The following is a 21658-nucleotide window of genomic DNA, read 5'->3' as shown; positions in this document are numbered from 1 at the left end:
CTCCTTTCAAGAGTCGACGCCAAGATAGGCGTTGTCGGCGCGCCTGATAATTCGTTACAATCCGCACAGGCTGTGCGGAGTGGCGAACAGTGAAAGTCGATTTGGGTGATCTGAATGCCTTCCTTGCCGTGGCGCGGGCCGGTGGTTTTCGCGAGGGCGCGCGTGCAAACGGCGGCAGTGCTTCCTTCCTCAGCGAGGCGGTGCGTCGGCTGGAGGCCGAGCTCGGTGTGAGGCTGCTCAACCGCACGACACGCAGCGTCGTGCCGACCGAAGCCGGCAAGGGCCTGCTGGAACGGCTCGGCCCTGCCTTGACCGAAGTGGAGTCCGCACTCGATGTGGTCAACGGATATCGCGACAGGCCGGCCGGTGCGTTGCGGCTCAATGTGCCGGTCAGCGCGGCGCGGCTGGTGCTGCCCGCCATCGTTCCGCCATTCCTCGCCGCCTATCCCGACATTCGGCTGGAGGTGATCGCCGACGAGAGCTTCGTCGATGTGCTTGCTGCCGGGTGCGACGCCGGCATCCGCTATGACGAGCGGCTGGAGCAGGATATGATTGCCGTGCCGATCGGCCCGCGTGTTCAGCGCTTTGCCACCGCCGCCTCCCCTGACTATCTCGACCGCCATGGCCGGCCGCAACATCCGAGCGATCTGCTCGGCCATGCCTGTCTGTTGGGCCGCTTTGCCAGTGGTGTGCTGACGACGCCATGGGAGTTCGAACGAGATGGCGAGGTGGTGCGGGTCGAACCTTCAGGACCATTGATCGTCAGGGTCGGCGGCGCGACCGATCTTACCGTCGATGCAGCGATATCGGGCACTGGGATCATCTGCGTTTTCGAGGACTGGCTGCGCCCGTATATTGACAGCGGCGCTCTCGAGCCAATTCTCGAACCCTGGTGGCAGCGGTTTTCCGGGCCATTTCTCTATTATCCTGGACGGCGGCTGGTGCCAGCGCCGCTGCGGGCCTTCATTGATTTCGTCAAGGCCTCGGCCAAGCAGGCTTGAAGAGCGCTGCGATCCGTTAAAGCTTGACCTCGGCGTTGTCGCCCATATCCGGTTTGCTGTTCGAGACCGCTGCAGCTGCCATTTTGATATAGCTGATGATGGTGCCCGGGCTATCCCAATATTCCGCCGAGGACGGGGTAATCTTGAGGATGCGGATGGAGGGATCGTCGGGATTGTCCCACCACGCCTTGGCCGGCGTTGCCCATAATTCCCTGATCTTCTCGCGATCGTTCTGCACCTCGGCCGTCCCAGACACGGAAACATATTTCTGTCCCTTGGTGTCGGCAAAGGCCAGGCACACATTTGGCCAGTGGGCGATCTCGTCGTCCTTGTGGCTGGCCACATCCGTCAGAAAATAGACCGCATTCTCCATCTGGGCGGTATAGGCGGACATCGGGCGGGCGCGCAGATCGTCACTGCTGCGGGTCGTCAGCATGCAAAACCCTATTCTGTCGATCAGCTCCCACACCCGTGTCGCATCATCATGCTCGGCCATCGTCATCTCCATCTGTGCAAAAGACGAAATAACCGTCTGCCGGCGCCGATGTTCCCGTGGTTCATCCCGCCAATTCCCGCAATCGATCGACAGGCGGGATGGAATGTTCCTGCTGCCTGCGTTTATCCTCAATGCACGCTTGGGGTTTCCATGACCATGGCGAAGTCCTCAGCGACCAGTTCACTGACGGCGATCAGGACCTCCTCGCGGGAAAAGCCCGACGTCAATGCGCGTTGGATCAGATCCTGCAGATCCGGCTCCACGACATCGCGGCAATCCTCGAGGCGTTCTTCTGAAACGGTGAGGCTATTGAGTTCGTCCATTGTCTGTCCTTTCCGGGGAATGTTGTCGTCGAAGCCTGGGAAGGCCGGCCGGGATGGCCTGTTAACGGGCGGCCGTCCGCTTCGGCCCGGCGATCAGGCCTTCACGCTGCAGCTTCTTGCGTGCGGCTTTACGGTGCCGACTGATCGCCTGCGCCTTTTCCCTGACGCGTCGTTCGGAGGGCTTCTCATAGGCGCGCCGTTCCTTCATTTCGCGGAACAGCCCTTCGCGCTGCATTTTCTTTTTCAAAACCCTGAGGGCCTGATCGACGTTGTTTTCTCTGACGAGTACCTGCATTTCGAATTCTCCTATGTAAGGGACGCTCAGCCGAGCTGCTCGGCGATGAGCGCCCGCAACTCGCGGCGGGTGAGAAGGCAGGGTGATGGCTTCCAAGTCTTGGCAGCGCGGCGGACGGCCACGTCACCCTCACGCGAGTTCACCACCGCAATCGCAGTGGCTGTATTTGTGTCGTTCAAAAAGAAATCCTTATACCGGCCATTGCCGGCTTCATCGATCGTTGTGGATTTGACCATCGCGCTGCCTCAAGGGCATGCGCCGATTCAGCCGATGTACAAGCGTCTCGTTCCCAAGCCGGCGACGGCTTCGATTTCCGCTTTAGCCCTAAAATAGTTGGCGGAGCGCGCGATTGCAACAGCTGACCCCGATGGCTCGGTTTAACGGCCGGAATCATCCTTAGATATATTCATTGCCGATGTTCAAGTTAGCCGGGTATAGATTCGGTCAAATTTTCTTCAATTTGGTGTGAAAACGAAATTATTCGCCCAGGAATTAAGCAACGCCCATATCGGTTACGAAATTAACCTTTCGTTAAATAACCCATTGACTTGCAGTATTAATAGGTTGTTAAAGGAGCCGCTCGCTGAGGTCGAAACTGACCCGTCTATAACAATTTGAGGAGAGAGCGATGGCTTCGCCGATACACGCAACTGATGATAGTGCAACATTTCTAGAAACTGACGTTATTTCCGGAAATCTCCTTTCCAACGATACATCCGATAATGGCCACCTTTTCCTGCGCGCCTTCGACGGCGAGACCGTTGGCGCCAAAAGCGGCAACAGCCAGATCACCGAAATCCATGGCGACTACGGCACGTTCTTCGTCAAGCCGGACGGCAGCTACACCTATGTCCTGAGCGATGCTGCCAAGATTGGCTTCGCCAACGGCGAATCGTACCAGGAAAAGGTTTCCTACAAGATCTCCGACGGCAGCGGTCATACCGACGTCGGCCTGTTCACCCTGAACATTCAGGGCGTAACCCAGGTCAAGCCGATCGCAGTTGACGATGTCTACAGCTTCACCGAAGGCCATGCCATCGGCGGCAACGTTCTGGACAACGACATTGCCGGCGACAACGGCAAGATGTTCCTCCGTCAGTTCCTGACCACGAAGGTCGACGGCAACCCGAGCGCAACCACCGACGTCGCCGGCACCTATGGTACGTTCCATGTCAAGTCGAACGGCGAATTCACCTACGAGCTGACGCACGATATCGCTGCTGGCGATCATGTCACGGAAGTTCTGCGCTACTACAAGATCTCCGATGGTGACGGCCACACGGACACTGCCAAGGTGACCCTCAACATCACCGGCACGGATGCTCTTCCCCATATCGCTTGATCAATAGATCAGCATGACACAACGCCCGCCGCGCAATCGGCGGGCGTTTTTGCATCTCCGCCTCTCTTGATGCGGGGCCTGGCGGCACCTGACATATTCGGTCGATATAATTCTTTTTAGCTAGTTCTTATAAATGCCTGGGAGGCGTAGTCTCGAAGTTCGGAGGATACGCCCTTGACCGAACACATCGAACCCAAGCAAATTGAGACCGATGAGCTGACGAAAGTCTGGTCCGTTACCGAGTTCTGCGCTCGCCATCGAATAGATACCGAGGAACAAGCGCTGTTGCTCAAACTTTTCGGACCGTTCGCGACAGCCTGCGAACTACTCCACAATGCCACGCGCGCGCCGAGGTTCAGATAAACCTCCCTTCATTCCTTCGATGATCTTTTCACAAATGCCGGCAAAGTCAGCCGGCAAATGAGACTGCGCCAGGAATGTATTGATTGGGTGAGGCTCGTTCGCTTGGCGGATTGCTTTCCCCGATTGCTGAAATGAGTGCGGCGCCGTCCTCTGCGACCGGGGCCTCCCCGAAAAGCGGAAATGACAAGCCGTTTTCACGCCCGATACGACCTCGCGAGACTTTCCCGGCGTTTCCGCCCCGCGGGCGATTCCTGAATTGCTCCTCACTCTCTGCACAAAATCTGCAATCCGGCGCGGCATCTTCCTGCCATGAACCAGAACGACATGCCGCCCCGCGTTATACCTCCCACTTTGCCGGACCGCCTTCGCAACGACGGTTGGTGGCTGACGGAGACGTGCGGGACACAAGGCCCGCCTTCCCATGCGAGTTCCGCAGTCATGCTCATGACGATCGAAAAGCCGCATCTACGAGAGGAGCAGCAATGGACACAACAGATATCCTGACGGAAGCAATGCCGATGAGGCGGGGCAGTGGCCGGATGACCGGGCTGTTGGCGCTCGTGGCGCTTTCAGATTTTCTGATCTTTGGCCATGAACCCGGGATAAATATCTTCCTTTTTGCGCTCGCCGTCTGCGCCGCCACTTTGCTTTCGGCCAGCAAGAGACCTCGGCTTTCCCAAGCGATCATGTTGCTCGGCTTTTCGGTTCTGGCGTCGGCGCCGCTGCTGGAATCGCCTTCGCTTACGGGCATTGCCTTTTGCCTCGGCGCCCTGATGTCGGTTGCGCTCGTCAGCGCCAGGCTCCTGCCGCGTCGCCTGTCCGCCGCCCTGCCCCTGGTTTTCTTCCGTTTCGCCCTTGTCGTTCCCCTGCGGCTTGCCGAGGATATCAGGAAATATCTTGCGACACCGGGGAAACGTTACTCTTTCGCCGGAACCCGACAGAGCATCGCCCTCTGGATCATGCCGCTCATTCTTGCAGCGGTCTTCGTATCTCTCTTTGCGGCGGCCAACCCACTTATCGAGATCGCTCTGCGCAGCATCGATTTTGCCGTTCTGCTGCAGTTCCTCGATCTCTGGCGGATCGGCTTCTGGATGATCGTCGCTATTGTGGTTTGGGCGATGTTGCGGCCGCGCCTCAAGCGCCGCGGTGCGAGGTCGCAGGCCGCCAGGGCCTTCATGATCGTGCCCACCAGAAATGCGCCGCTCGGTTATGCCTCGTTGTTGCGGGCGCTCGTCCTGTTCAACGCGCTCTTTGCCGTGCAGACGCTCCTCGATCTCGTCTATCTCTGGGGCGGCGCAGATCTGCCCGATCACATGAGCCGTGCCGAATATGCTCATCGCGGCGCCTATCCGCTGATTGCGACAGCGCTTCTTGCCGCCGGTTTCGTGCTGGTCGCTATGCGGCGCGGTGGTCCCGGCGATCACAGCCCGCTGATCCGCGGCCTCGTCCACACCTGGATCGGCCAGAATATTCTGCTTTGCCTGTCGTCGATGCTGCGGCTTGGGCTTTACGTCGAGGTCTATTCGCTGACGGAATTGCGTGTCGCCGCCGGTCTCTGGATGGGCCTCGTCGCCATCGGTCTTTTCTTGATCCTGCTGCGCATTCTGCTCAGCCGATCCAACGAGTGGCTGATCGCGATGAATCTCGCCTCTCTGCTTGTAGTCGTCTACATCAGCGCCTTCATTGATTTCCCTGATATTATCGCCCGCTTCAATGTCGCCCACAGCCAGGAAATCACTGAGGAAGGTCCACCGCTCGATCTCGATTATCTCTCCTCGCTTGGCCCTTCCGCCATTCCGGCGATCGATCTCTATCTCCACATGCTGCCGGATCAGCTGATCGACAAGAGGAATCAGGCACTGGCGATTCGGTACTATCTCGTCAGGGACTTCGCGCGGCGCCCGCACGACTGGCGGAACTGGACCTTCCGGGCAGCGCGGCTGGAGACCTATCTTCTGTCTCCTGCAGCCATTGCAAGATAGAACGAGAACGATAACAACAGGCACGACAAACAACGCAGGACTGGTGGATGGCGCCCCGAATTCTCGTCGTCGATGACGAACCTCACATCCGCGATGTGATCTGCTTCGCCCTCGAGCGTGCCGGCTTGACACCGACGGCGGTCCGCAGCGGAACCGAGGCGATGACGGCATTCCGGCGCGCCAACATCGATCTCATCATTCTCGATATCGGCATGCCCGATATGGATGGTCTGGAAGTGTGCCGCCAGATCCGCAAGACATCGGGATTGCCGATCCTGTTTCTTTCCGCACGCGACGAGGAGATCGACAGGGTGCTGGGGTTGGAAATCGGCGGAGACGATTACGTCACCAAACCGTTCAGCCCGCGCGAACTCGTCGCCAGGGTCAAGGCGATCTTGAAGCGCAGCGGCAATGAACCCGCGCCTGAAAGGCGTCACGCCATCTTTATCGCCGGCGAACTCAGCCTCGATCGCCACGGCAGGACGGTCATGTTCGGCGACAGGGCCATCACGATGACGGCGCTCGAATTCGCCATCCTGGACGCATTGTTGTCACGCCCCGACATGGTCTTCAGCCGCGAACGACTGATGGAGGCGGCCTATGGCGCTGGAACCTATGTCGCCGACCGAACGATCGACAGTCATATCCGCAACATCAGGGCCAAGTTCCTGGCGGCCGGCGGCCAGGGGATCATCGCGACGGTTCACGGCATCGGCTTCAAACTCGGCGGTGAAATCGGGAGGAATGCCTGATGCCGGTACCGAAAGTCAGGATGAAATGGCGCCCGACGCTGGCGCTGATCGTCTATGTCGTGCTTCTCGCCGTCATGGCGCTGCCGATCCTGATCGTCATCTGGTTCCGCGCCGTGGAAGTGAGTTCGAACCGGATGGCGCCGGCGGAAATGGTCGCCCTCGCCGTCGTCTTCATATTGACGCTCGGCGTCGCCTATGTGCTGACGCGCACCATCACCGGCCCGATCGACGCCTTGATCGCCCGCACGGAAGAGATCGCCCGGGGCGGTAAGCGGGCGATCCGGCCGCTGGACAGCTATGGAACGCGCGAGATCGCCGTCCTGTCGCAGAGCTTCCTCGATCTCGCCGGAAGACTGGTCGATCGCACCGAATATGTCCGCTCCTTTGCCGCCCACGTCTCCCACGAACTAAAGTCGCCGCTGACGGCGATCCGCGGTGCGGCGGAGCTTTTGCGCGACGACGATGCCGAAAAGGCGATGACGAAGGCGCAGCGTTTGCACTTTCTCGATAATATCGTCGTCGATGCAGCTCGGCTCGACGCGCTGTTGCTGCGGCTGAGGGAGCTTGCCCAAGCAGAAATCCCTCTAGCCGAGGGCAAAAGCAGCATCAGGGACATCCTGTCCTCGCTGCGCCGGCAATTTCCATCCCTCGATATCTCCGGTAAAGGCGATACGGACATATCGGTTGCTCTTCCCCGAGAAGCAGCCGGCATCGTTTTTGCCAATCTCGCCGAGAATGCCTTTCAGCATGGCGCCACGCTATTGGAACTCAGCGCGTCAGCCGATGTCCGGACAACCGTTGTTCTTGTCCGAGACGACGGCGGCGGTATTTCCGAGGCAAATCGCCAACATGTCTTTCAGCCGTTCTTTTCAACCCGCCGCGAACAGGGCGGCACCGGCATGGGTCTCGGCATCGTTCGCGCCATGCTGAGCTCCCATGGCGGTACGATCCGCCTGCTGCCGACGACCGGCGCAGGTGCCGAGTTCGAAATCACCATGCCCGTGTAGTTCTCGCAGGGTTGGGAACACGTGTGCGCAGTCCTGAACCCAAACGCCATCGCCGCATGCGGATTAGCTTCCAGGCTTTATCGCTGTCAACGCAGCCTGCGCGATGACCTCTGCAATGCGTTCGGAGAGTGCCGGGTCGGAAACGGCGCGCGCGAGGGTAACACCGCCACTCAGCATGGCGAGGAGCAGGATCGCCTGGTCTTCCCGCACAATGTCGGATCGGCCGTCTATCTCCGGCAGGCCGGCGGCGACTTCTTCGACGAGGCGTTTGATCTCTGCCGTATAAGCGCTTCGCGTTTCATCGTCCGCACGCATCACATCGGGCGAAAGGCTCGGCAGAGCACAGCTCTCGCCCAGATCGCAGGTTCTTTTATAACCGAGATAGTAGCCGACGAAGGTCGTCAGCCAGTCTTTCGGTTGATTGGTCTTCAACGCGGCGATTCCTTGCCGCAGTTCTTCGAGGCCTTCCAGCACGGCTGTGCGAAAGGCTTCGGCCTTCGACTTGAAATGTCCGTAGAAGGCGCCGTTTGTCACGCCGGCGGCCTTCGTCAGCGCATCGATACCGGCACCGCCATAGCCGTCCTTGCGGAAGATCTGTCCTGCGGCTGCGAGGACGCGGGCGCGGGTTTCTGATTTGTGTTCGGCGCTATAACGCATGAATGCCTCAATAAGAGTGAACGCTCTTTATTGCTTGCTAAGAGAGCGATCGCTGTGTATCTATAAAGAGTGATCGGTATATCACAAGCGGTCACGATTCAAAGAGGGAGATATCCGATGCCTATCACACTCACCGTTCCGGAAGGCCTGCTCTCGCCGGAGGCCCAGGCGCAAGCCTTTGCCGGCTTGACGGACGCGTTGCTCGATGTAGCCGGTTTGACCGGCAATGCCTTCATGACCGCCAATGTCATCGGCACGATCAACGTGCTGCCGCGCGAGCACGTGCTTGCGGCGGGAAAGCCGATCGCTGCGGCATTCGTCGAACTCAAATTGCCGGAGGTCGCGCTGGTAAGCGCCGAAGCGAAACAGGCCTTCATCGAAAAAGCGGCCGATGTCGTCGAACAGGCCGCCGAAGGCCGGCTCAAGCGCGATCATATTTGGTCGAACATCGTCTACGCGCCCGAAGGGGCGTGGGGAATCGCCGGCCACAGCTACAGCAATGCGGATTTCGTCGGCGCCATCCAGGGCACGGCCGCCGCGTTGTAAGGGTCGCGGTGCATGCGCGGAAATCTCAGACCTGATTCAGCAATGCGTCGCCATCCGGCGGCGCGACGGAGCGAGATCATGCAGCTTGCCAACTATCTATTCTTTTCCACCCGCTGCGAGGAGGCGCTGGCCTTTTATGCCGAATGCGGGCTTGGCCGGGTCACGCAATTGAAGCGCCACGGCGCGGACGGAATGCCCATTGCCAGCGAAGCTATGCGGGGCAAGGTGATGCACGCTCGCTTCGAAGGGCTTGGTGTCTTGTTCTTCGCCTCGGACAATCACGATGCGGAGCCGATGCGAGGCTCCGCCCACATGTTGATCTTGGATGACCGCGACAGGACCGACGGGCTTTTCGCCCGGCTCGCCGAAGGCGGCAAGATAACGACACCGCTCGCGGTCCAGCCATGGGGGAGCTATTACGGCAAACTCACCGATCGTTTTGGTGTCCAGTGGATGCTCGACTGCTTGGCGTGAGCATATGCCGCTCATGGGCGATATGCTTCGCTCTCCTCTCAGTGTCTGGCCATTATCGTGTCGTATAGCCGCCATCGATCACCAGCACTTCGCCGGTGACATAGCTTGCCGCTGCCGAGCAGAGGAACAAGGCGGCCCCCGCCACCTCTTCCGGCTGCCCGACCCGTCCCATCGGGGTCATGCTGCGCCAGGTCGGGAACCAGTCGGGATTGGCGATGCCGCCGCGCGACAGATCGGTCTCGATATAGCCCGGCGCAATGGCGTTGACGCGAATATTCTCGGCGGCAACTTCGCTGGCGAGGCTCTTCGTCATCATATGAACCGCCGCCTTGGAGGTGTTGTAGGCGACCTGGTTCTGGGGAATGTTGGAGACGATGCCCGACATCGAGCCGATATTGAGGATGACACCGCCGCCCTGACGCCGCATGGGGGCGAGTGCGGCGCGGCAGGCGCGGAAGACGGCGTCGACATTGACGGTCATGATCTCGCGCCAAATCGCGTCGGAGAACGCGCCGCTGTCGCCATGAATGGCGATGCCGGCATTGTTGACGAGGATGTCGAGCTGGCCCGCCCGTAGGAGCGTCTCCGTGACGAGCGCGTCGGCGGCATCGTCTTTCATCAGGTCGGCGGCGACGAAATCGCAATCGACACCGGCCTTGGCGAGCCTGTCCTCCGCCGCTGCATTGCGCGTCCTTCCCGTGATGAGGACTTTGGCGCCAGCCTCGCCGAGCGCCTCGGCGATGGCAAGCCCGATGCCGCGCGTGCCGCCGGTCACCAGCGCTACCTTTCCATCTAAGCGAAACCTATCGAAGATCATCTCCGTTTCCTTCCGTGATTTTCAGAGCCGGTACAAACGCGTCAGATATCCGTGCTCTGCGGCAGGATGACGAGATCGCGGATCGTGATGTTGCGCGGACGCGTCAGCATGAAGAGCACCGCTTCGGCCACCTCCTTCGGCTCCATCAGGCCGCCGGCGGCAAGTGCTTCATCCAACTTCTCCTGCGGCCAGTCGCTGAGAAGGGCCGTGACGACTGGGCCTGGAGCGACGGCGCCGACGCGCAAGCCATGTTTGGCCACCTGTCGCCTCAGTGTATGGACGAATGCCTGAACCGCATGTTTCGAGGCCGTGTAGATCGGCTCCCAGACGACGGGGATCAAGCCGGCGACGGAACTGGTGAGGATGATATCTCCGGTCCTGCGTTCGACCATGTGCGGCAGCACGGCATGCACCGAGCGGAAGGCGGCATTGACGTTCAGGTTGAGCATCCGGTCCCACGCGTCGGGGTCGCCGCCCAGTACCTCGCCGCCGATATAGGAGCCGGCATTGGCGTGGAAGATATCCAACTGGCCTGCCTTCTTCAGAATCTGCGGCATCATCCCTTCGACGCTTTTCGGATCGGTTAGATCGATGACCAACGGAATGGCGTTCGCGTCGAGTTTCGAGCAGATTTCCTTCAATGCCTCCTCGTTACGATCGACCAACACCACCTGGGCGCCGGCGGCAAGCAGGGCCTTGGCGCATTCGAGGCCGATACCCGATGCCGCTCCGGTGACGGCCGCGACTTTTCCAGACAGATCCTGTCTCATTTTCTTCCTCTGCTTTCTTGATGGGTTTTAGGCCCGGCCGTGCGAAATCCGCGATCGGCGTGCCAACGAGTCGACGATGACGGCGACGGCGAGAACGGCGCCGGTGATCATGTATCGAAGCGATGACGACAGATCGAGAAGCGTCAGCCCGCTGGCGATCGACTGAATGACGATGATGCCGAGAAGGGCTGAATAGGCGCTGCCGCGCCCGCCGAACAGGCTCGTGCCGCCGATGACCGCCGCGGCGATGGCGTTGAGATTGACGTCGCCGGTGCCGGCCTGCTGACTTGCTGTCGCCAGCCGGGCAGCTGAAAGCACGCCGCCGGTTGCCGCAAGCAACGCGCATATGACGAAGGCGCTCGTATAGATGCGCGAGACGTTGATGCCAGAGCGGCGGGCGGCCTCCCTGTTGCCGCCGACGGCATGCATGGAGCGTCCCCATTTGGTGCGCATCAGCGCATAGTTCATGACGGCAACGAGCCCGACGAAAAGGCCGAACATCCATGGAACGCCGCGCGACTGGTTGAGATAGAATGCGACAGCTTCCAAAGCGGCCGTGATGATGACGGCGCGAAGGAGCAGCCCGCGGGCCGATTTTGCCGACAGGCCGGCTGCCCGCCGGCGCGCCGCCGTGCGGTAGCTGGAGAAGAAGAATGCAATGCCGGCAAGGGCTACCAGCAGATAGGCGATCGGGTCCGGCATGACCATGATCTGGCCGAAACTCACGAGCCAGGAACCATAGGGCAGATTGATCGAACCGGTCGCTCCGAGGATATAGAGCTGCAGGCCGAGAACCGCGAGCAGCCCGGATAGGGTGGAGACGAAGCTCGGCATGCCGAAGCGGTTGAACAGGAAGGCGTAGAGAGAGCCGATCAGAGCGCCGACGACCATGGCGGCGAGGACCGCCAGGACCACTGGCCAGCCCTGGTTGACCCAGAAGACGCCGACCAGTGCCGAGGCGAAGCCGCTGACCGAGCCGACGGAAAGATCGATCTCGCCCACCATCAGGATGCAGACGATACCCAGCGAGATGACGCCGACCGTCGAGCAGTCGAACAGCATGTTGACGAGATTGGCGCTGGAGAGAAACACTGGATTGAGCGCCTGGAACACCGTCCAGATGATTGCCAGGCCGACAATGACCGGCAGCGAGCCGAGGTCGCCGGCGCGGATGCGATCCCAAAAGGCGCGGATCGAGCCGGCAAGACTATCGTCATGGCGCACTCTTTCGTCACGCCGGTCGAGGAGCGCAGGTGCTGCCGGTTCATTCTGGATGGTCTTCATCATGGCCTGCCCTCCTCGTTCTGCTGGCTTTGCGCCTGGCGGCGCGACGCGCGGCGGGAGACGGAATTGTTGGATGCGCCGGTGATCGCGCTGACGAGCTCTTCGTTGGAAGCATCGGGCAGCAGAGTGCCGTTGTTGCGGCCGAGCCGAAGGACGACAATGCGATCGGCAACGGCGCGCACATCCTCCATATTGTGGCTGATCATGATGACGGCGAGTCCGCGTTCCCGTACGCGCTCGATCAGATCCAGCACTTCGGCGGTCTGGGCGACGCCAAGCGCTGCGGTGGGTTCGTCGAGCATGATCAATTTCGGCTCGAGCAGTAGCGATCGGGCGATCGCCACGGTCTGGCGCTGTCCGCCGGACAATGAGGCGACGGGCTCGCGTACGCTTGGGATTCGGGCCGAAAGCTCGTTCAAAAGCTTCCAGGCACGGATCTCCATGGCGACCTCATCGAGCTGGAAAGGATTGAGCTCCTTGCCGAGAAAGATATTGGCGACGACATCGAGATTCTCGCAAAGCGCCAAATCCTGAAAGACGGTTGCAATGCCGAGCCCGAGGGCAGCACTTGGGCTCGGCAGATTGACTGGCTCACCCTCAAACAGGATCGCGCCTGAGCTTGGTTGGTGTACACCGGCCAGGATCTTGACCAGCGTCGATTTGCCGGCGCCGTTGTCGCCGACGAGTGCCACGACCTCGCCGGCATGGACATCGAGTTCGATATCGGTGAGTGCCGACACCGCCCCGAAGTTCTTCGATATTCCGCGCAGGCTGAGGACGGGCTGGCGGGAAGGGTCAAGAGTATGAGAGGTTTCAGACATCGCCTGGCCTTTTGGAAAAAGCGAAACGGCAAGCGCGACCGGCGGACCGGCCGCGCTTTCCCTTGGTTCGATTACTTGGTGATGCCGAGCTTCTTGCAGCCGTCGGCGTAGCGGCCGGTGCACAGCTCCTCGGCGGTGTTGATCTTCTTGTCGATGATCTCGGCCTTGAGGTTCTCGGCAGTGACGACCGCAGGCACGAAAAGCTGTGCCGGCGTGTCGTAAAGCGTCATTTCGGCCTTCGGCGTTTCTCCAGCCAGGAGCTTGACGGCAACGTCGGCAGCGGCAGCCGCAACGATTTCGCTCGGTTTGGAGATCGTGTTGTACTGATCCCCCGATATGATCAGCTGCAGTGCAGCGATCGTCGCATCATTGCCGGTCACCGGCGGCACGGGATCGACACCCGCTGCCTTGAAGGCTGCAATGGCGCCGCCACCGGTGCCGTCATTGGCGGCGACCACGCCGACGATCTGTTTGCTGAAGCGGGTGATCTGACCGGCTGCCCATTGCTGGGCATTCGCCGGCTGCCAGTTCGGCGTGTCGAATTCGGCAAGCGTCTTGTATCCGCCACTGGCAAGACCATCATGAATACCGTCCTTGATCAGCCCGGCAGCCGCGTCGGTCGGTGAACCGTTGATCTGCAGGATGCCGCCGCCATCGGTCGGCACTTTCTTAGCCTTCAGATGCTGGACGAGCGATTCCGCGATTGCCTTGCCGATCGCCTTGTTATCGAAGGAGACGTAGAAATCGGCTTTCCCCTTCGGGATAGGACGGTCATAGGCAATGACCTTAACGCCCTGGCTCTGGGCGAGCTGGACGAGAGACGCGGCGGCTGCCGAATCCACCGGATCGAGCACGATAACCTTGGCGCCCTGGGTAATGGCCGAATTGAACTGCTGCTGCTGTTTGGCAATATCGGCATCGGCATTCTGATAGAGAACCTTGCACGAGGCGCAAAGCTTCTTCATTTCCGCGACGAATCCTGGATGGTCGTGCTCTTCGTAACGGGTCGAGCCCTGGTCGGGCATAAGGAATGCGACCGTCGCATCCGAAACGGCGTTTTGCGCGAAGGCGGACGTGCCGCCGAGCAGGGATAGGACAACTGCTGTCGCACCTGCCACCTTGGTTGAGAATTTCATCATTTCCATATCCTCCCGTTGGAAAAAATTGTGTAGCTTCTTCGTTGCAGTGTTTCGCTGTGGCCGTTCGGCTGAGCGAACCGCCACGCCTGTCCCGGCGGTTTGCCGTTTTCTGAGGACAAGCGTCTCCTCTCGCGAACCGCTCACTGCGCGCTCGCGTTCAATCAATGTCAGTTTTCGTTCCTCCTCCTCGTCCTCCCTATCGCCGTCTTCGGCGAAACGTCGTCCTATTCCCGGGTTCCTGTTCGCTCGGCTGGCTCAGGCCGCTTTCGCTATGTTGATATTGTCGCCCAATAGCCGCCGGAAACGGGAAGGCGTCATGCCTTTTTCCGCGAGAAATTGCCGGTTGAAATTGGACAGATTGTTGAAGCCGACCTCGAAGCAGATGTCGGTGATCGATGCATGGTCGTCGCTCATCAGGATCTGACAGGCGAGGTTGATGCGCAGTCGCTTCACATATTGCACCAGCGACATGCCGGTATGGCGGCGGAAGGCACGCGAAAAGGCGCCGGCCGATTGCCCGGCAATCCTGGCGAGATCGGCTTCATCGAAGGATTTGGTCAGATTTTCCCTGATGTAGGCGAGTGCCTTGTTGATGCCGGCCGACATGTAGCCCGACGGATCGGGCAGATAGTTCGGGCTGGCAAGAAACTGGGAATCCTGCGCCCGGCTGAGCAGGCCGACGATCATCATGAAGAGCTCGATGCGACGCACACCGTGAGCCTGCTGCACCTCGTTCATCAGGGGAGCAACCTGCCGGCTGGTCTCGGCGCCGAAGAGCACGCCGCGGCGGGAGGCTTCGAGAACCGGATCGAACGGGCCGAGCTCGGCCAGCACCTTCATGGTGTCGCTGATGAAATTCTCGCTGAACTGGATGAGCTGGCATCGAAGCGGAATGCTCGATCCTTTCGGGACATCGCTGATCCAGTTATGAGGAAGATTAGGCCCGGCAAGCACAAGGTTGCCTGGCTCGAACTCGCCGATGAAGTCGCCAACGAAATATCGTCCGGTTGTCGCCACGACGAGATGAAGTTCGTATTCCGGATGAAAATGCCAACGAACCGTATGATAGGGATAGCCATGGGCCTTCGTTGCGAAGGATTCGCCCGGTCTGATCTGAATGACTTCCAAGTCAGGTTCCATTGTTTCCTCCTCCGAGGACGGGTGGTAAGCCCGCGTGCCAAATTCCCTTTTTGGCTTTATTGTTAAGCGGAGTGTAGTGGGCACGTCTCACGCCCGCCACCACGATTCCCAGGCAAAACTGATACTTTTTTGACGATCGACGCTTCGCAGCTGGCGGAAAGACGACAGCAATCGGCATTGCACATCATCCGAGGACATGCTTCAGCCGGCCAAGGCGGCAATGACGTTTCTGACCAGTGCAGAGGAGGACAGCCGGCTCGTGGCACAGCTCGGGGCGCCGATCGCGCCGACCCGCACGGAAACGCCGCCGCGCGCATTGGCGATCGCAAACATCGACTCGTCGGTCAGATCATCGCCGATGGTAATCGGGCAGCGGTTCCTGAAAGGGTCGGACTGGAAAAACCGTTCCAGCGCATCGCCCTTGCTCGATCGTGCGGGACGCAGCTCGAAGACCATCTTGCCGAGCTGCAACGCCCAGTTCGACCCTGCCAGCTCCGCATAGTGGTGCATGCGGTCCTCGAGTACCTTTTCATATTCGGGCGCCAGCCGGTAATGGGCGGCAACGGCGGCGCCCTTGTCCTCGATCAAGACTCCCGGATAGTGCTCGGCTTCCGCAGTCAGCGCGTGCTTCAGCGCCTGAAACTCAGATGTCGCCTCGACCGTCTGCATTCCCGCGGCGCTCCTGATTTCCGCGCCATGAAGGCCTGCCGTCGGAAATGCAAAGGGTTTGAACAGCGTGTCTGCATAAGCAAGCGACCGTCCGGTGACCAGTGCCAAGGCGCCGCCAAGCTTGTTCGACAGGCGGTGAAGTTGCCCGGGAAGCGCCTCCGGAACTTCGATCGCGTCCGGCGTGGGCGCAAGATTGAGCAGCGTCCCGTCGATATCGAGAAACATCGCCCAATGATCCGGCTCTTCCAAGACCAGTGAAAGCATTTCCTGGGTGGCGCTATCGTCCTGCACGGGATTCTCCAAACGCTGCAGTCATTGAAGCTAGGTCGCCAAGCGACGAGGGCAAGGTGAGCTTTCAGACTCCGGAACATCAAGCGGCTGGTCCGCGTTGTATCTCGCCGCCCGTTCGAGCACTCGCGCCGTAGAAGGTATTTTGATGGCCAAAAGCAGTTCCGAGCCCCGTGATGCGCTCAATGCCCCACTGGCACATGGCGCGTTAAACCTGCCATTGGTGACGATCGACGACTACAACAACGAGCTGCGTGACAAGAATGGTTTCGTTGGCGACAACGCCAACAAGAAGACTTTTCAAATGAAGCTCGACGATTGGAGAAAACGCATCCGCAAGGTCGGAGACGACCCGATCGGCAAGACCGCGACGCCGAAGCTTTCCAAGAAGAAGATTGATGCCTTCCTCAAGGGCGACGATATGGAGGCAGCGGCATTGATCATGGGGGCGGTGGAAGACTTCGCTCAGGACTTTGCCGACGTGATCGGAAAGTTCCTTAAGGACAAGCGCTGGGTCAAGACGGAACGCATCGTCGTTGGCGGCGGCTTCCGGCAGAGCCGGTTCGGCGAGCTGACCATCGCCAGGACCATGGTTATTCTCAAGGCGGCCGGCATAGACGTCGAGGTCGTGCCGATCGTTCACCATCCTGACGAGGCTGGACTGATCGGCTCGGTCCACCTGATGCCGCGCTGGATGTTCAAGGGCCACGAGGCGATCCTGGCCGTTGATATCGGCGGCACTAACGTTCGCGCCGGCGTCGTAAAATTCGGAAAGGACGACGCGCCGAACTTCGCGGATGCGAGCGTATGGGAATCAGCCATCTGGCGTCATGCCGATGATGAGCCAAGTCGCACCGCAACCATCGAGAAGTTGGCCGCGATGTTGCACGAACTGATCGGCAAGGCGGAGAAGGCCAATCTCAAACCTGCGCCCATCATCGGGATCGCCTGCCCCGGCATCATCAAAGCCGATGGCTCAATCGAACGCGGCGGACAGAACCTGCCGGGCGGAAACTGGGAAAGCGACAGCTTCAACCTTCCCGCCGCGCTGATGAAGGCCATTCCTGAGATTGGTGACGACAGCACATTCGTGATGATGCACAACGACGCCGTCGTGCAGGGATTGTCGCAGATCCCATTTATGACCGACGTGTCGAGGTGGGCGGTACTGACGATCGGTACGGGTCTGGGCAATGCGCATTTCACGAATCGAGAGGCAACGAAGGCGCGATAGGCTCCAACTCCACTGCCCGGGGCGAACCAACCAAAAAAGCCCCGACAGGAAAGAGTGCCCGTTTGCGGAAGATGGAGATGCGATTTGGTCAACCGGGTTAGCGGCAGCTCTGGAGGCCCCTCCCCTTTTTCGCTTGGGAAAAGATGGTGATAACTGCCACGGGTTGTTCTCGGCGGGTTCAAATTGCGCTTATCTCTCCGGCGTCACACAGGCCATGCGCAGACGAAAGATGGATCATGAACTTCAAGGGAATAAGCGCTCCGCTCAATGCTGTCCGTCTCGAACAAATGCTCGGGCTCGTTCCGTCACGCCGCGATCCTGAAACCCGTGATGCAAACGACAAATCTTCCGGCAATGAACCCGCCCGCGGGCTGGAGGCCGAAAACCAGTACCGTTCGCCTGCCTAAATGAGACGATCTGTGCAAGGTGACGGAAGCTGTTCGCGATGCGTCGGCAATGGCGTTTAGCGCGCAAAATTACCCGATTTATCAGTATTGCGTGAATGCCGACCGAGACCGCGATTGCTGAGAAGCCAAGATCGCCAGTCAGGCGCATGAAATCAATACCAACGCCACGGCGATCATGGCGGCGGCGCACGAGCAATCAACTGCGTTCGGCCTTGATGCCGACGGCTTTAAAGTCTGCCTCGCTTCCAAACAGCGAAGACATCGCCGACCGTTGAGACGCGGCACTGTTCGATTCGATATCCCTTCATTGAAACGGTCAGCAAGCCCCAAGGCGATCAGCCTCGGTGGCAACAGGAAAATGCTGCGCTGCCAAAAAAATCGCCACGCATTTCACTGCGCGTTTTTTCGGCAGTACCCATTGACAATTCATCCTTCATGGCACTTGATACATTATTCCAGTAAAACAGACATACGTCCATTATACTGGAATAATGGGAACCATCCATAAGGGGAACGCCATGACCATTTCCTTTCGCACCGGCGTGATGTCGCTGGTCGCCGCCGCCATGTTGTCCACGCCTGTGCTGGCCGACGGCAGCAAGCTCGATGAAGTGCTGGCCCGCGGCCACCTCGTCCTCGGCACGGGCAGCACCAACGCGCCTTGGCACTTTAAGAGCGCAGACGACAAGCTTCAGGGGTTCGACGTCGACATGGGCCATATCATCGCCAAAGCTCTCTTCGGCGATCCTGAGAAAATTGAATATGTGAACCAGTCCTCCGACGCCCGCATCCCGAACATTACCACTGACAAGGTCGACATCACCTGCCAGTTCATGACCGTTACCGGCGAACGCGCCCAGCAGGTTGCCTTTACCATTCCCTATTATCGCGAGGGTGTGGGCCTGATGCTCAAGGCGGACGCAAAATATGCCGACTACGCCGCTCTCAAGGCGGCTGGTTCTTCCGTCACCATCTCGGTTCTCCAGAACGTCTACGCCGAGACAATGGTGCATGCGGCATTGCCGGAGGCGGCCGTCGATCAGTATGATTCCGTCGACCTGATCTATCAGGCCCTGGAGTCGGGACGCGCCGACGCCGTCGCCACCGACCAGTCGTCGCTCGCCTGGTACATGACCCAAAATCCGGGCCGCTATAAGGACGCTGGTTACGGCTGGAACCCGCAGACCTACGCCTGCGCGGTCAAGCGCGGCGACCAGGACTGGCTGAACTTCGTCAACACCGCCCTGCATGAAGCCATGACCGGCGTCGAGTTCGACTTCTACGCCAAGTCCTTCAAGACCTGGTTCGGCAAGGATCTGACGCCACCGCAGATCGGCTTTCCTGTTGAATTCAAGTAACGGCCATGCGGAGCGGGACTGTTCTCCCGCTCCGCTGCGCAGGATGATTTCACGCCGGGTCGTCCTGAAATCTGAATCCTGTTTTCAATTAAACAGTGCGAGCATGATGTCATAAGAAAACCGCGCACAATTTTCGGCATCATGTTCAGTCTGAAAGGGCGGCCCGTATGGGTTACACGTTGAATTTCGGCGCCGTCTGGCGCAATTTCGATTTCCTTTTGAGCGGGCTCGCGCTCAGCCTCGGCCTTGCGGTGATCTCGATCCTGATCGGGGCTGCGATCGGTCTCGCCGTGGCATTCGCGCTGACGTCCAAAAGCCGCTTCGCGGTCGTGCCTGCACGGCTCTATGTCACGGTAATCCGCAACCTGCCGATTCTCGTCCTGGTGCTTTTCGTCTTTTTCGCGCTGCCGCAGATGGGCTTGCGCCTCGACAAGATAAAAAGCTTCGTGCTGGTCCTATCGCTCTATTCCGGCGCCTATCTGGCCGAGGTGTTCCGCGCCGGGCTGTTGTCGATCCCGAGAGGATTGACGGAAGCCGGCCTCGCCATCGGCCTGACGGGAATGCAGATCCGCAGCTCTATCATCGCGCCGTTGATGCTGCGTAACGTGCTGCCATCGTTATCCTCGACGATCATCTCGCTCTTCAAGGACACCTCGCTCGCCGCCGCCATCGCCGTGCCGGAGCTGACCTTTGCTGCCCGCAAGATCAATGTCGAGAGCTTTCGCGTCATCGAAACCTGGATGGTCACATCGGCCCTCTACGTCGTGACCTGTTTCCTCATCGCTGCCGTGATGCGCTTCGTCGAGCGCCGCCTGGCCCTGCCGAGATAGACCTGATGACCCACACCTTTCTCGAACAACTCTGGATCGCCCGCTACGTCATCATCAATGGCGTCGGTGTGACCGTATCGATCTCTCTGCTGGCCATCCTCGCGGGTTCCGTCCTCGGCGTTTTCGTCGGCCTGGCGCTCGTCTATGGCGGCGTTGTTTTACGTGTGGCCGTGCGCGCCTATACCGATATCATCCGCGGCACGCCGGTGCTGGTGCTGGTGCTGGCGAGCTACTATGTCTCTGCCGCTGTCGGTCTCGATCTCGGGCCGTTTTCAGCCGGTGTGCTCGCCCTTGCTATCTTCTGCTCCTCGCATGTCGGCGAAATCGTCCGCGGTGCGCTTCAGGCGATCCCGAAGGGGCAGACTGAAGCCGCCAAGGCGATCGGCCTGACCTTTACCCAGACCTTCACCTCGGTGCTGTGGCCGCAGGCCATGCGCCAGTGCCTGCCGGCCTGGGTGAATACCGCCGCCGAGATGGTGAAGGCCTCGACGCTGCTCTCGGTCATCGGCGTCGCGGAGCTTCTGCTGCGCACGCAGGAGATCATCTCCCGCAATTTCATGAGCCTCCAGTTCTATTTCCTGGCCGGCGGTCTCTATTTCATCGTCAATTACGGCATCGAGCACTTCGGCAAATATGTCGAGCGCAAGACCGCCCTGCCGTCCTGAGGAGTTCCCCCGATGGCCAACACCATTCTCGACATCAAAGGCCTGCGCAAGACTTACGGCATCCACGAGGTTCTCAAAGGCGTCGATTGCGCCGTAGCGGAAGGCGAGGTCATTTCCATCATCGGCTCGTCCGGCTCCGGGAAAACCACTTTGCTGCGCTGCGTCAACATGCTGGAGGAATTCCAGGGCGGCACGATCAGCCTCGATGGCGAGGAGATCGGCTACCGCGCCGAAGGCGCTACGCGGCGCCGCAAGAGCGAGAAGGAAATTGCACGCCAGCGCGCGCTGACCGGCATGGCTTTTCAGCAGTTCAATCTCTTCCCGCATATGAGTGCCGCTGAAAACGTCATGCTCGGTCTCGTCAAGGTGAAGAAAATGACGAAGCCGGAAGCCCGCGCCATCGCGGAAAAATGGCTCGATCGTGTCGGCCTCGCCGCGCGCACCAACCACTATCCCGGACAGCTTTCCGGCGGCCAGCAGCAGCGCGTCGCGATCGCCCGCGCCATCGCCATGTCGCCGAGGCTGATGCTGTTCGACGAAGTGACCTCGGCGCTGGATCCGGAGCTGGTGGGCGAAGTGCTGCAGGTCATCAAGGGGCTTGTCTCCGACGGCATGACCATGCTGCTCGTCACCCATGAAATGCGCTTCGCCTACGAGGTTTCATCGCGCGTCATCTTCATGAACCAGGGCGTTATCTGCGAGGAGGGAGATCCGAAGGAAATGTTCGTGCGGCCGAAGACCGAACGGCTCGCAGAATTCCTCAAAACCTCGAGTTTCAACTAATGCATGTCGCCCGGAAGTGTGCAGCGGTTCCGGGACAACGACATGCATAAAAACAAAGGGCAAAAGCGCGTCGCATGCATCAAATTTGATGCGACGCGCTTTAGACGAAAAAGAGGCCGCGTGGACCATCAGCGTTGCTTACCTGCATGGCGCCCGATCCAAGGCGAGTTTCGACGCGCGGCCGCTCCGTCTTCAAGAAAGAAATCTGCCAACAG

Annotated in this window: 26 protein-coding genes; 14 read left to right on the top strand and 12 right to left on the bottom strand. The window is 59.8% G+C overall.

Going from position 1 to position 21658, the window contains the following annotated elements:
• The first annotated feature begins 89 nt into the window (after positions 1–89).
• A complete protein-coding gene (locus tag HJB89_RS04965) occupies positions 90–1001 on the top strand; it encodes a LysR family transcriptional regulator (RefSeq protein WP_207585048.1) in 912 nt (303 codons plus the stop codon).
• A gap of 16 nt (positions 1002–1017) precedes the next feature.
• Here the strand turns inward: HJB89_RS04965 and HJB89_RS04960 are convergent, their stop codons facing one another.
• The 4 genes from HJB89_RS04960 to HJB89_RS04945 form a co-directional block, all read right to left on the bottom strand.
• Positions 1018–1497, bottom strand: coding sequence for a pyridoxamine 5'-phosphate oxidase family protein (locus HJB89_RS04960; protein WP_207585049.1), 480 nt, complete (start codon positions 1495–1497; stop codon positions 1018–1020).
• A 128-nt stretch (positions 1498–1625) separates the two neighbouring features.
• Complete coding sequence (locus tag HJB89_RS04955) at positions 1626–1820, bottom strand: hypothetical protein (RefSeq protein ID WP_116409581.1); 195 nt, start codon at positions 1818–1820, stop codon at positions 1626–1628.
• 61 nt (positions 1821–1881) lie between these two features.
• Positions 1882–2115, bottom strand: a complete 234-nt coding sequence (rpsU, locus tag HJB89_RS04950; RefSeq protein ID WP_207585050.1) for a 30S ribosomal protein S21 — start codon at positions 2113–2115, stop codon at positions 1882–1884.
• A gap of 26 nt (positions 2116–2141) precedes the next feature.
• The gene (locus tag HJB89_RS04945) at positions 2142–2351 is read right to left on the bottom strand and encodes a hypothetical protein (protein WP_207585206.1); all 210 of its coding nucleotides are present in this window, start codon (positions 2349–2351) and stop codon (positions 2142–2144) included.
• A gap of 392 nt (positions 2352–2743) precedes the next feature.
• Here HJB89_RS04945 and HJB89_RS04940 point away from each other — a divergent pair, with 392 nt between their 5' ends.
• From HJB89_RS04940 to HJB89_RS04920, 5 genes are all read left to right on the top strand, one after another.
• Positions 2744–3457, top strand: coding sequence for an Ig-like domain-containing protein (locus HJB89_RS04940; protein ID WP_207585051.1), 714 nt, complete (start codon positions 2744–2746; stop codon positions 3455–3457).
• Between the two features lie 174 nt (positions 3458–3631).
• Positions 3632–3820, top strand: a complete 189-nt coding sequence (locus HJB89_RS04935) for a hypothetical protein (protein WP_221149104.1) — start codon at positions 3632–3634, stop codon at positions 3818–3820.
• Between the two features lie 482 nt (positions 3821–4302).
• A complete protein-coding gene (locus HJB89_RS04930; protein ID WP_221116824.1) occupies positions 4303–5802 on the top strand; it encodes a DUF4173 domain-containing protein in 1500 nt (499 codons plus the stop codon).
• A 47-nt stretch (positions 5803–5849) separates the two neighbouring features.
• Positions 5850–6554 carry a response regulator gene (locus HJB89_RS04925; protein ID WP_207585054.1) on the top strand — a complete coding sequence of 235 codons (705 nt, stop codon included), beginning with the start codon at positions 5850–5852 and terminating at the stop codon, positions 6552–6554.
• Positions 6554–7561 carry a HAMP domain-containing sensor histidine kinase gene (locus HJB89_RS04920; RefSeq protein ID WP_221116825.1) on the top strand — a complete coding sequence of 336 codons (1008 nt, stop codon included), beginning with the start codon at positions 6554–6556 and terminating at the stop codon, positions 7559–7561. The genes HJB89_RS04925 and HJB89_RS04920 overlap by 1 nt, the downstream gene beginning before the upstream one ends.
• 63 nt (positions 7562–7624) lie before the next feature.
• Here the strand turns inward: HJB89_RS04920 and HJB89_RS04915 are convergent, their stop codons facing one another.
• Positions 7625–8218, bottom strand: a complete 594-nt coding sequence (locus HJB89_RS04915) for a TetR/AcrR family transcriptional regulator (RefSeq protein WP_221116826.1) — start codon at positions 8216–8218, stop codon at positions 7625–7627.
• Positions 8219–8335: 117 nt separating this feature from the next.
• On the opposite strand from HJB89_RS04915, the gene HJB89_RS04910 reads away from it, so the two are divergent.
• Positions 8336–8764, top strand: coding sequence for a Tautomerase enzyme (locus tag HJB89_RS04910; RefSeq protein ID WP_207585057.1), 429 nt, complete (start codon positions 8336–8338; stop codon positions 8762–8764).
• A 78-nt stretch (positions 8765–8842) separates the two neighbouring features.
• Complete coding sequence (locus HJB89_RS04905; protein WP_221131337.1) at positions 8843–9238, top strand: VOC family protein; 396 nt, start codon at positions 8843–8845, stop codon at positions 9236–9238.
• 52 nt (positions 9239–9290) lie between these two features.
• Here the strand turns inward: HJB89_RS04905 and HJB89_RS04900 are convergent, their stop codons facing one another.
• From HJB89_RS04900 to otsB, 7 genes are all read right to left on the bottom strand, one after another.
• A complete protein-coding gene (locus HJB89_RS04900) occupies positions 9291–10055 on the bottom strand; it encodes an SDR family NAD(P)-dependent oxidoreductase (RefSeq protein WP_207585059.1) in 765 nt (254 codons plus the stop codon).
• Between the two features lie 41 nt (positions 10056–10096).
• The gene (locus HJB89_RS04895) at positions 10097–10825 is read right to left on the bottom strand and encodes an SDR family oxidoreductase (RefSeq protein ID WP_207585060.1); all 729 of its coding nucleotides are present in this window, start codon (positions 10823–10825) and stop codon (positions 10097–10099) included.
• Between the two features lie 27 nt (positions 10826–10852).
• Complete coding sequence (locus tag HJB89_RS04890) at positions 10853–12112, bottom strand: sugar ABC transporter permease (protein WP_221131336.1); 1260 nt, start codon at positions 12110–12112, stop codon at positions 10853–10855.
• Positions 12109–12930, bottom strand: coding sequence for an ATP-binding cassette domain-containing protein (locus HJB89_RS04885; protein WP_207585062.1), 822 nt, complete (start codon positions 12928–12930; stop codon positions 12109–12111). Before HJB89_RS04885 ends, HJB89_RS04890 begins: the two co-directional genes overlap by 4 nt.
• Before the next feature lie 71 nt (positions 12931–13001).
• Positions 13002–14075, bottom strand: coding sequence for a sugar ABC transporter substrate-binding protein (locus tag HJB89_RS04880; protein ID WP_207585063.1), 1074 nt, complete (start codon positions 14073–14075; stop codon positions 13002–13004).
• Positions 14076–14324: 249 nt separating this feature from the next.
• Positions 14325–15209, bottom strand: a complete 885-nt coding sequence (locus HJB89_RS04875) for an AraC family transcriptional regulator (RefSeq protein WP_207585064.1) — start codon at positions 15207–15209, stop codon at positions 14325–14327.
• Between the two features lie 201 nt (positions 15210–15410).
• On the bottom strand, positions 15411–16190 hold the full coding sequence (otsB, locus tag HJB89_RS04870; protein WP_221149432.1) for a trehalose-phosphatase: 780 nt from the start codon (positions 16188–16190) through the stop codon (positions 15411–15413).
• 124 nt (positions 16191–16314) lie between these two features.
• Between otsB and HJB89_RS04865 the strand changes: the two genes are divergently transcribed.
• The 6 genes from HJB89_RS04865 to HJB89_RS04840 all read left to right on the top strand — a co-directional run bounded on the left by HJB89_RS04865 (position 16315) and on the right by HJB89_RS04840 (position 21443).
• Positions 16315–17400 carry an ROK family protein gene (locus tag HJB89_RS04865; protein WP_221116829.1) on the top strand — a complete coding sequence of 362 codons (1086 nt, stop codon included), beginning with the start codon at positions 16315–16317 and terminating at the stop codon, positions 17398–17400.
• Positions 17401–17636: 236 nt separating this feature from the next.
• A complete protein-coding gene (locus tag HJB89_RS04860; protein ID WP_221116830.1) occupies positions 17637–17807 on the top strand; it encodes a hypothetical protein in 171 nt (56 codons plus the stop codon).
• 518 nt (positions 17808–18325) lie between these two features.
• Positions 18326–19165: a transporter substrate-binding domain-containing protein gene (locus HJB89_RS04855; RefSeq protein ID WP_207585066.1), complete on the top strand. Its 840-nt coding sequence runs from the start codon at positions 18326–18328 to the stop codon at positions 19163–19165.
• A 167-nt stretch (positions 19166–19332) separates the two neighbouring features.
• Positions 19333–19995, top strand: a complete 663-nt coding sequence (locus HJB89_RS04850) for an amino acid ABC transporter permease (protein WP_207585067.1) — start codon at positions 19333–19335, stop codon at positions 19993–19995.
• 5 nt (positions 19996–20000) lie between these two features.
• On the top strand, positions 20001–20660 hold the full coding sequence (locus HJB89_RS04845; RefSeq protein WP_207585068.1) for an amino acid ABC transporter permease: 660 nt from the start codon (positions 20001–20003) through the stop codon (positions 20658–20660).
• Positions 20661–20672: 12 nt separating this feature from the next.
• Positions 20673–21443 (top strand): amino acid ABC transporter ATP-binding protein, encoded by a 771-nt coding sequence (locus HJB89_RS04840; RefSeq protein WP_221149103.1) that lies wholly within the window; start codon positions 20673–20675, stop codon positions 21441–21443.
• Positions 21444–21658: the final 215 nt, after the last annotated feature.

It is taken from the genome of Rhizobium sp. NZLR8, assembly GCF_019685025.1.
Taxonomy (GTDB): domain Bacteria; phylum Pseudomonadota; class Alphaproteobacteria; order Rhizobiales; family Rhizobiaceae; genus Rhizobium.
This window is presented reverse-complemented; position numbering and strand designations above follow the sequence as displayed.

Bases quoted from the DNA above. Each gene is read 5' to 3' on its own strand.
- HJB89_RS04955 (WP_116409581.1), bottom strand. From the start codon at position 1,820: ATGGACGAACTCAATAGCCTCACCGTTTCAGAAGAACGCCTCGAGGAT.
- rpsU (WP_207585050.1), bottom strand. From the start codon at position 2,115: ATGCAGGTACTCGTCAGAGAAAACAACGTCGATCAGGCCCTCAGGGTT.
- HJB89_RS04930 (WP_221116824.1), top strand. From the start codon at position 4,303: ATGGACACAACAGATATCCTGACGGAAGCAATGCCGATGAGGCGGGGC.
- HJB89_RS04910 (WP_207585057.1), top strand. From the start codon at position 8,336: ATGCCTATCACACTCACCGTTCCGGAAGGCCTGCTCTCGCCGGAGGCC.
- HJB89_RS04875 (WP_207585064.1), bottom strand. From the start codon at position 15,209: ATGGAACCTGACTTGGAAGTCATTCAGATCAGACCGGGCGAATCCTTC.
- HJB89_RS04855 (WP_207585066.1), top strand. From the start codon at position 18,326: ATGACCATTTCCTTTCGCACCGGCGTGATGTCGCTGGTCGCCGCCGCC.
- HJB89_RS04920 (WP_221116825.1), top strand. From the start codon at position 6,554: ATGCCGGTACCGAAAGTCAGGATGAAATGGCGCCCGACGCTGGCGCTG.
- HJB89_RS04945 (WP_207585206.1), bottom strand. From the start codon at position 2,351: ATGGTCAAATCCACAACGATCGATGAAGCCGGCAATGGCCGGTATAAG.
- HJB89_RS04900 (WP_207585059.1), bottom strand. From the start codon at position 10,055: ATGATCTTCGATAGGTTTCGCTTAGATGGAAAGGTAGCGCTGGTGACC.
- HJB89_RS04905 (WP_221131337.1), top strand. From the start codon at position 8,843: ATGCAGCTTGCCAACTATCTATTCTTTTCCACCCGCTGCGAGGAGGCG.
- HJB89_RS04915 (WP_221116826.1), bottom strand. From the start codon at position 8,218: ATGCGTTATAGCGCCGAACACAAATCAGAAACCCGCGCCCGCGTCCTC.
- HJB89_RS04895 (WP_207585060.1), bottom strand. From the start codon at position 10,825: ATGAGACAGGATCTGTCTGGAAAAGTCGCGGCCGTCACCGGAGCGGCA.
- HJB89_RS04890 (WP_221131336.1), bottom strand. From the start codon at position 12,112: ATGATGAAGACCATCCAGAATGAACCGGCAGCACCTGCGCTCCTCGAC.
- HJB89_RS04850 (WP_207585067.1), top strand. From the start codon at position 19,333: ATGGGTTACACGTTGAATTTCGGCGCCGTCTGGCGCAATTTCGATTTC.
- HJB89_RS04885 (WP_207585062.1), bottom strand. From the start codon at position 12,930: ATGTCTGAAACCTCTCATACTCTTGACCCTTCCCGCCAGCCCGTCCTC.
- HJB89_RS04845 (WP_207585068.1), top strand. From the start codon at position 20,001: ATGACCCACACCTTTCTCGAACAACTCTGGATCGCCCGCTACGTCATC.
- HJB89_RS04860 (WP_221116830.1), top strand. From the start codon at position 17,637: ATGAACTTCAAGGGAATAAGCGCTCCGCTCAATGCTGTCCGTCTCGAA.
- HJB89_RS04840 (WP_221149103.1), top strand. From the start codon at position 20,673: ATGGCCAACACCATTCTCGACATCAAAGGCCTGCGCAAGACTTACGGC.
- HJB89_RS04940 (WP_207585051.1), top strand. From the start codon at position 2,744: ATGGCTTCGCCGATACACGCAACTGATGATAGTGCAACATTTCTAGAA.
- HJB89_RS04925 (WP_207585054.1), top strand. From the start codon at position 5,850: ATGGCGCCCCGAATTCTCGTCGTCGATGACGAACCTCACATCCGCGAT.
- HJB89_RS04880 (WP_207585063.1), bottom strand. From the start codon at position 14,075: ATGGAAATGATGAAATTCTCAACCAAGGTGGCAGGTGCGACAGCAGTT.
- HJB89_RS04960 (WP_207585049.1), bottom strand. From the start codon at position 1,497: ATGGCCGAGCATGATGATGCGACACGGGTGTGGGAGCTGATCGACAGA.
- HJB89_RS04865 (WP_221116829.1), top strand. From the start codon at position 16,315: ATGGCCAAAAGCAGTTCCGAGCCCCGTGATGCGCTCAATGCCCCACTG.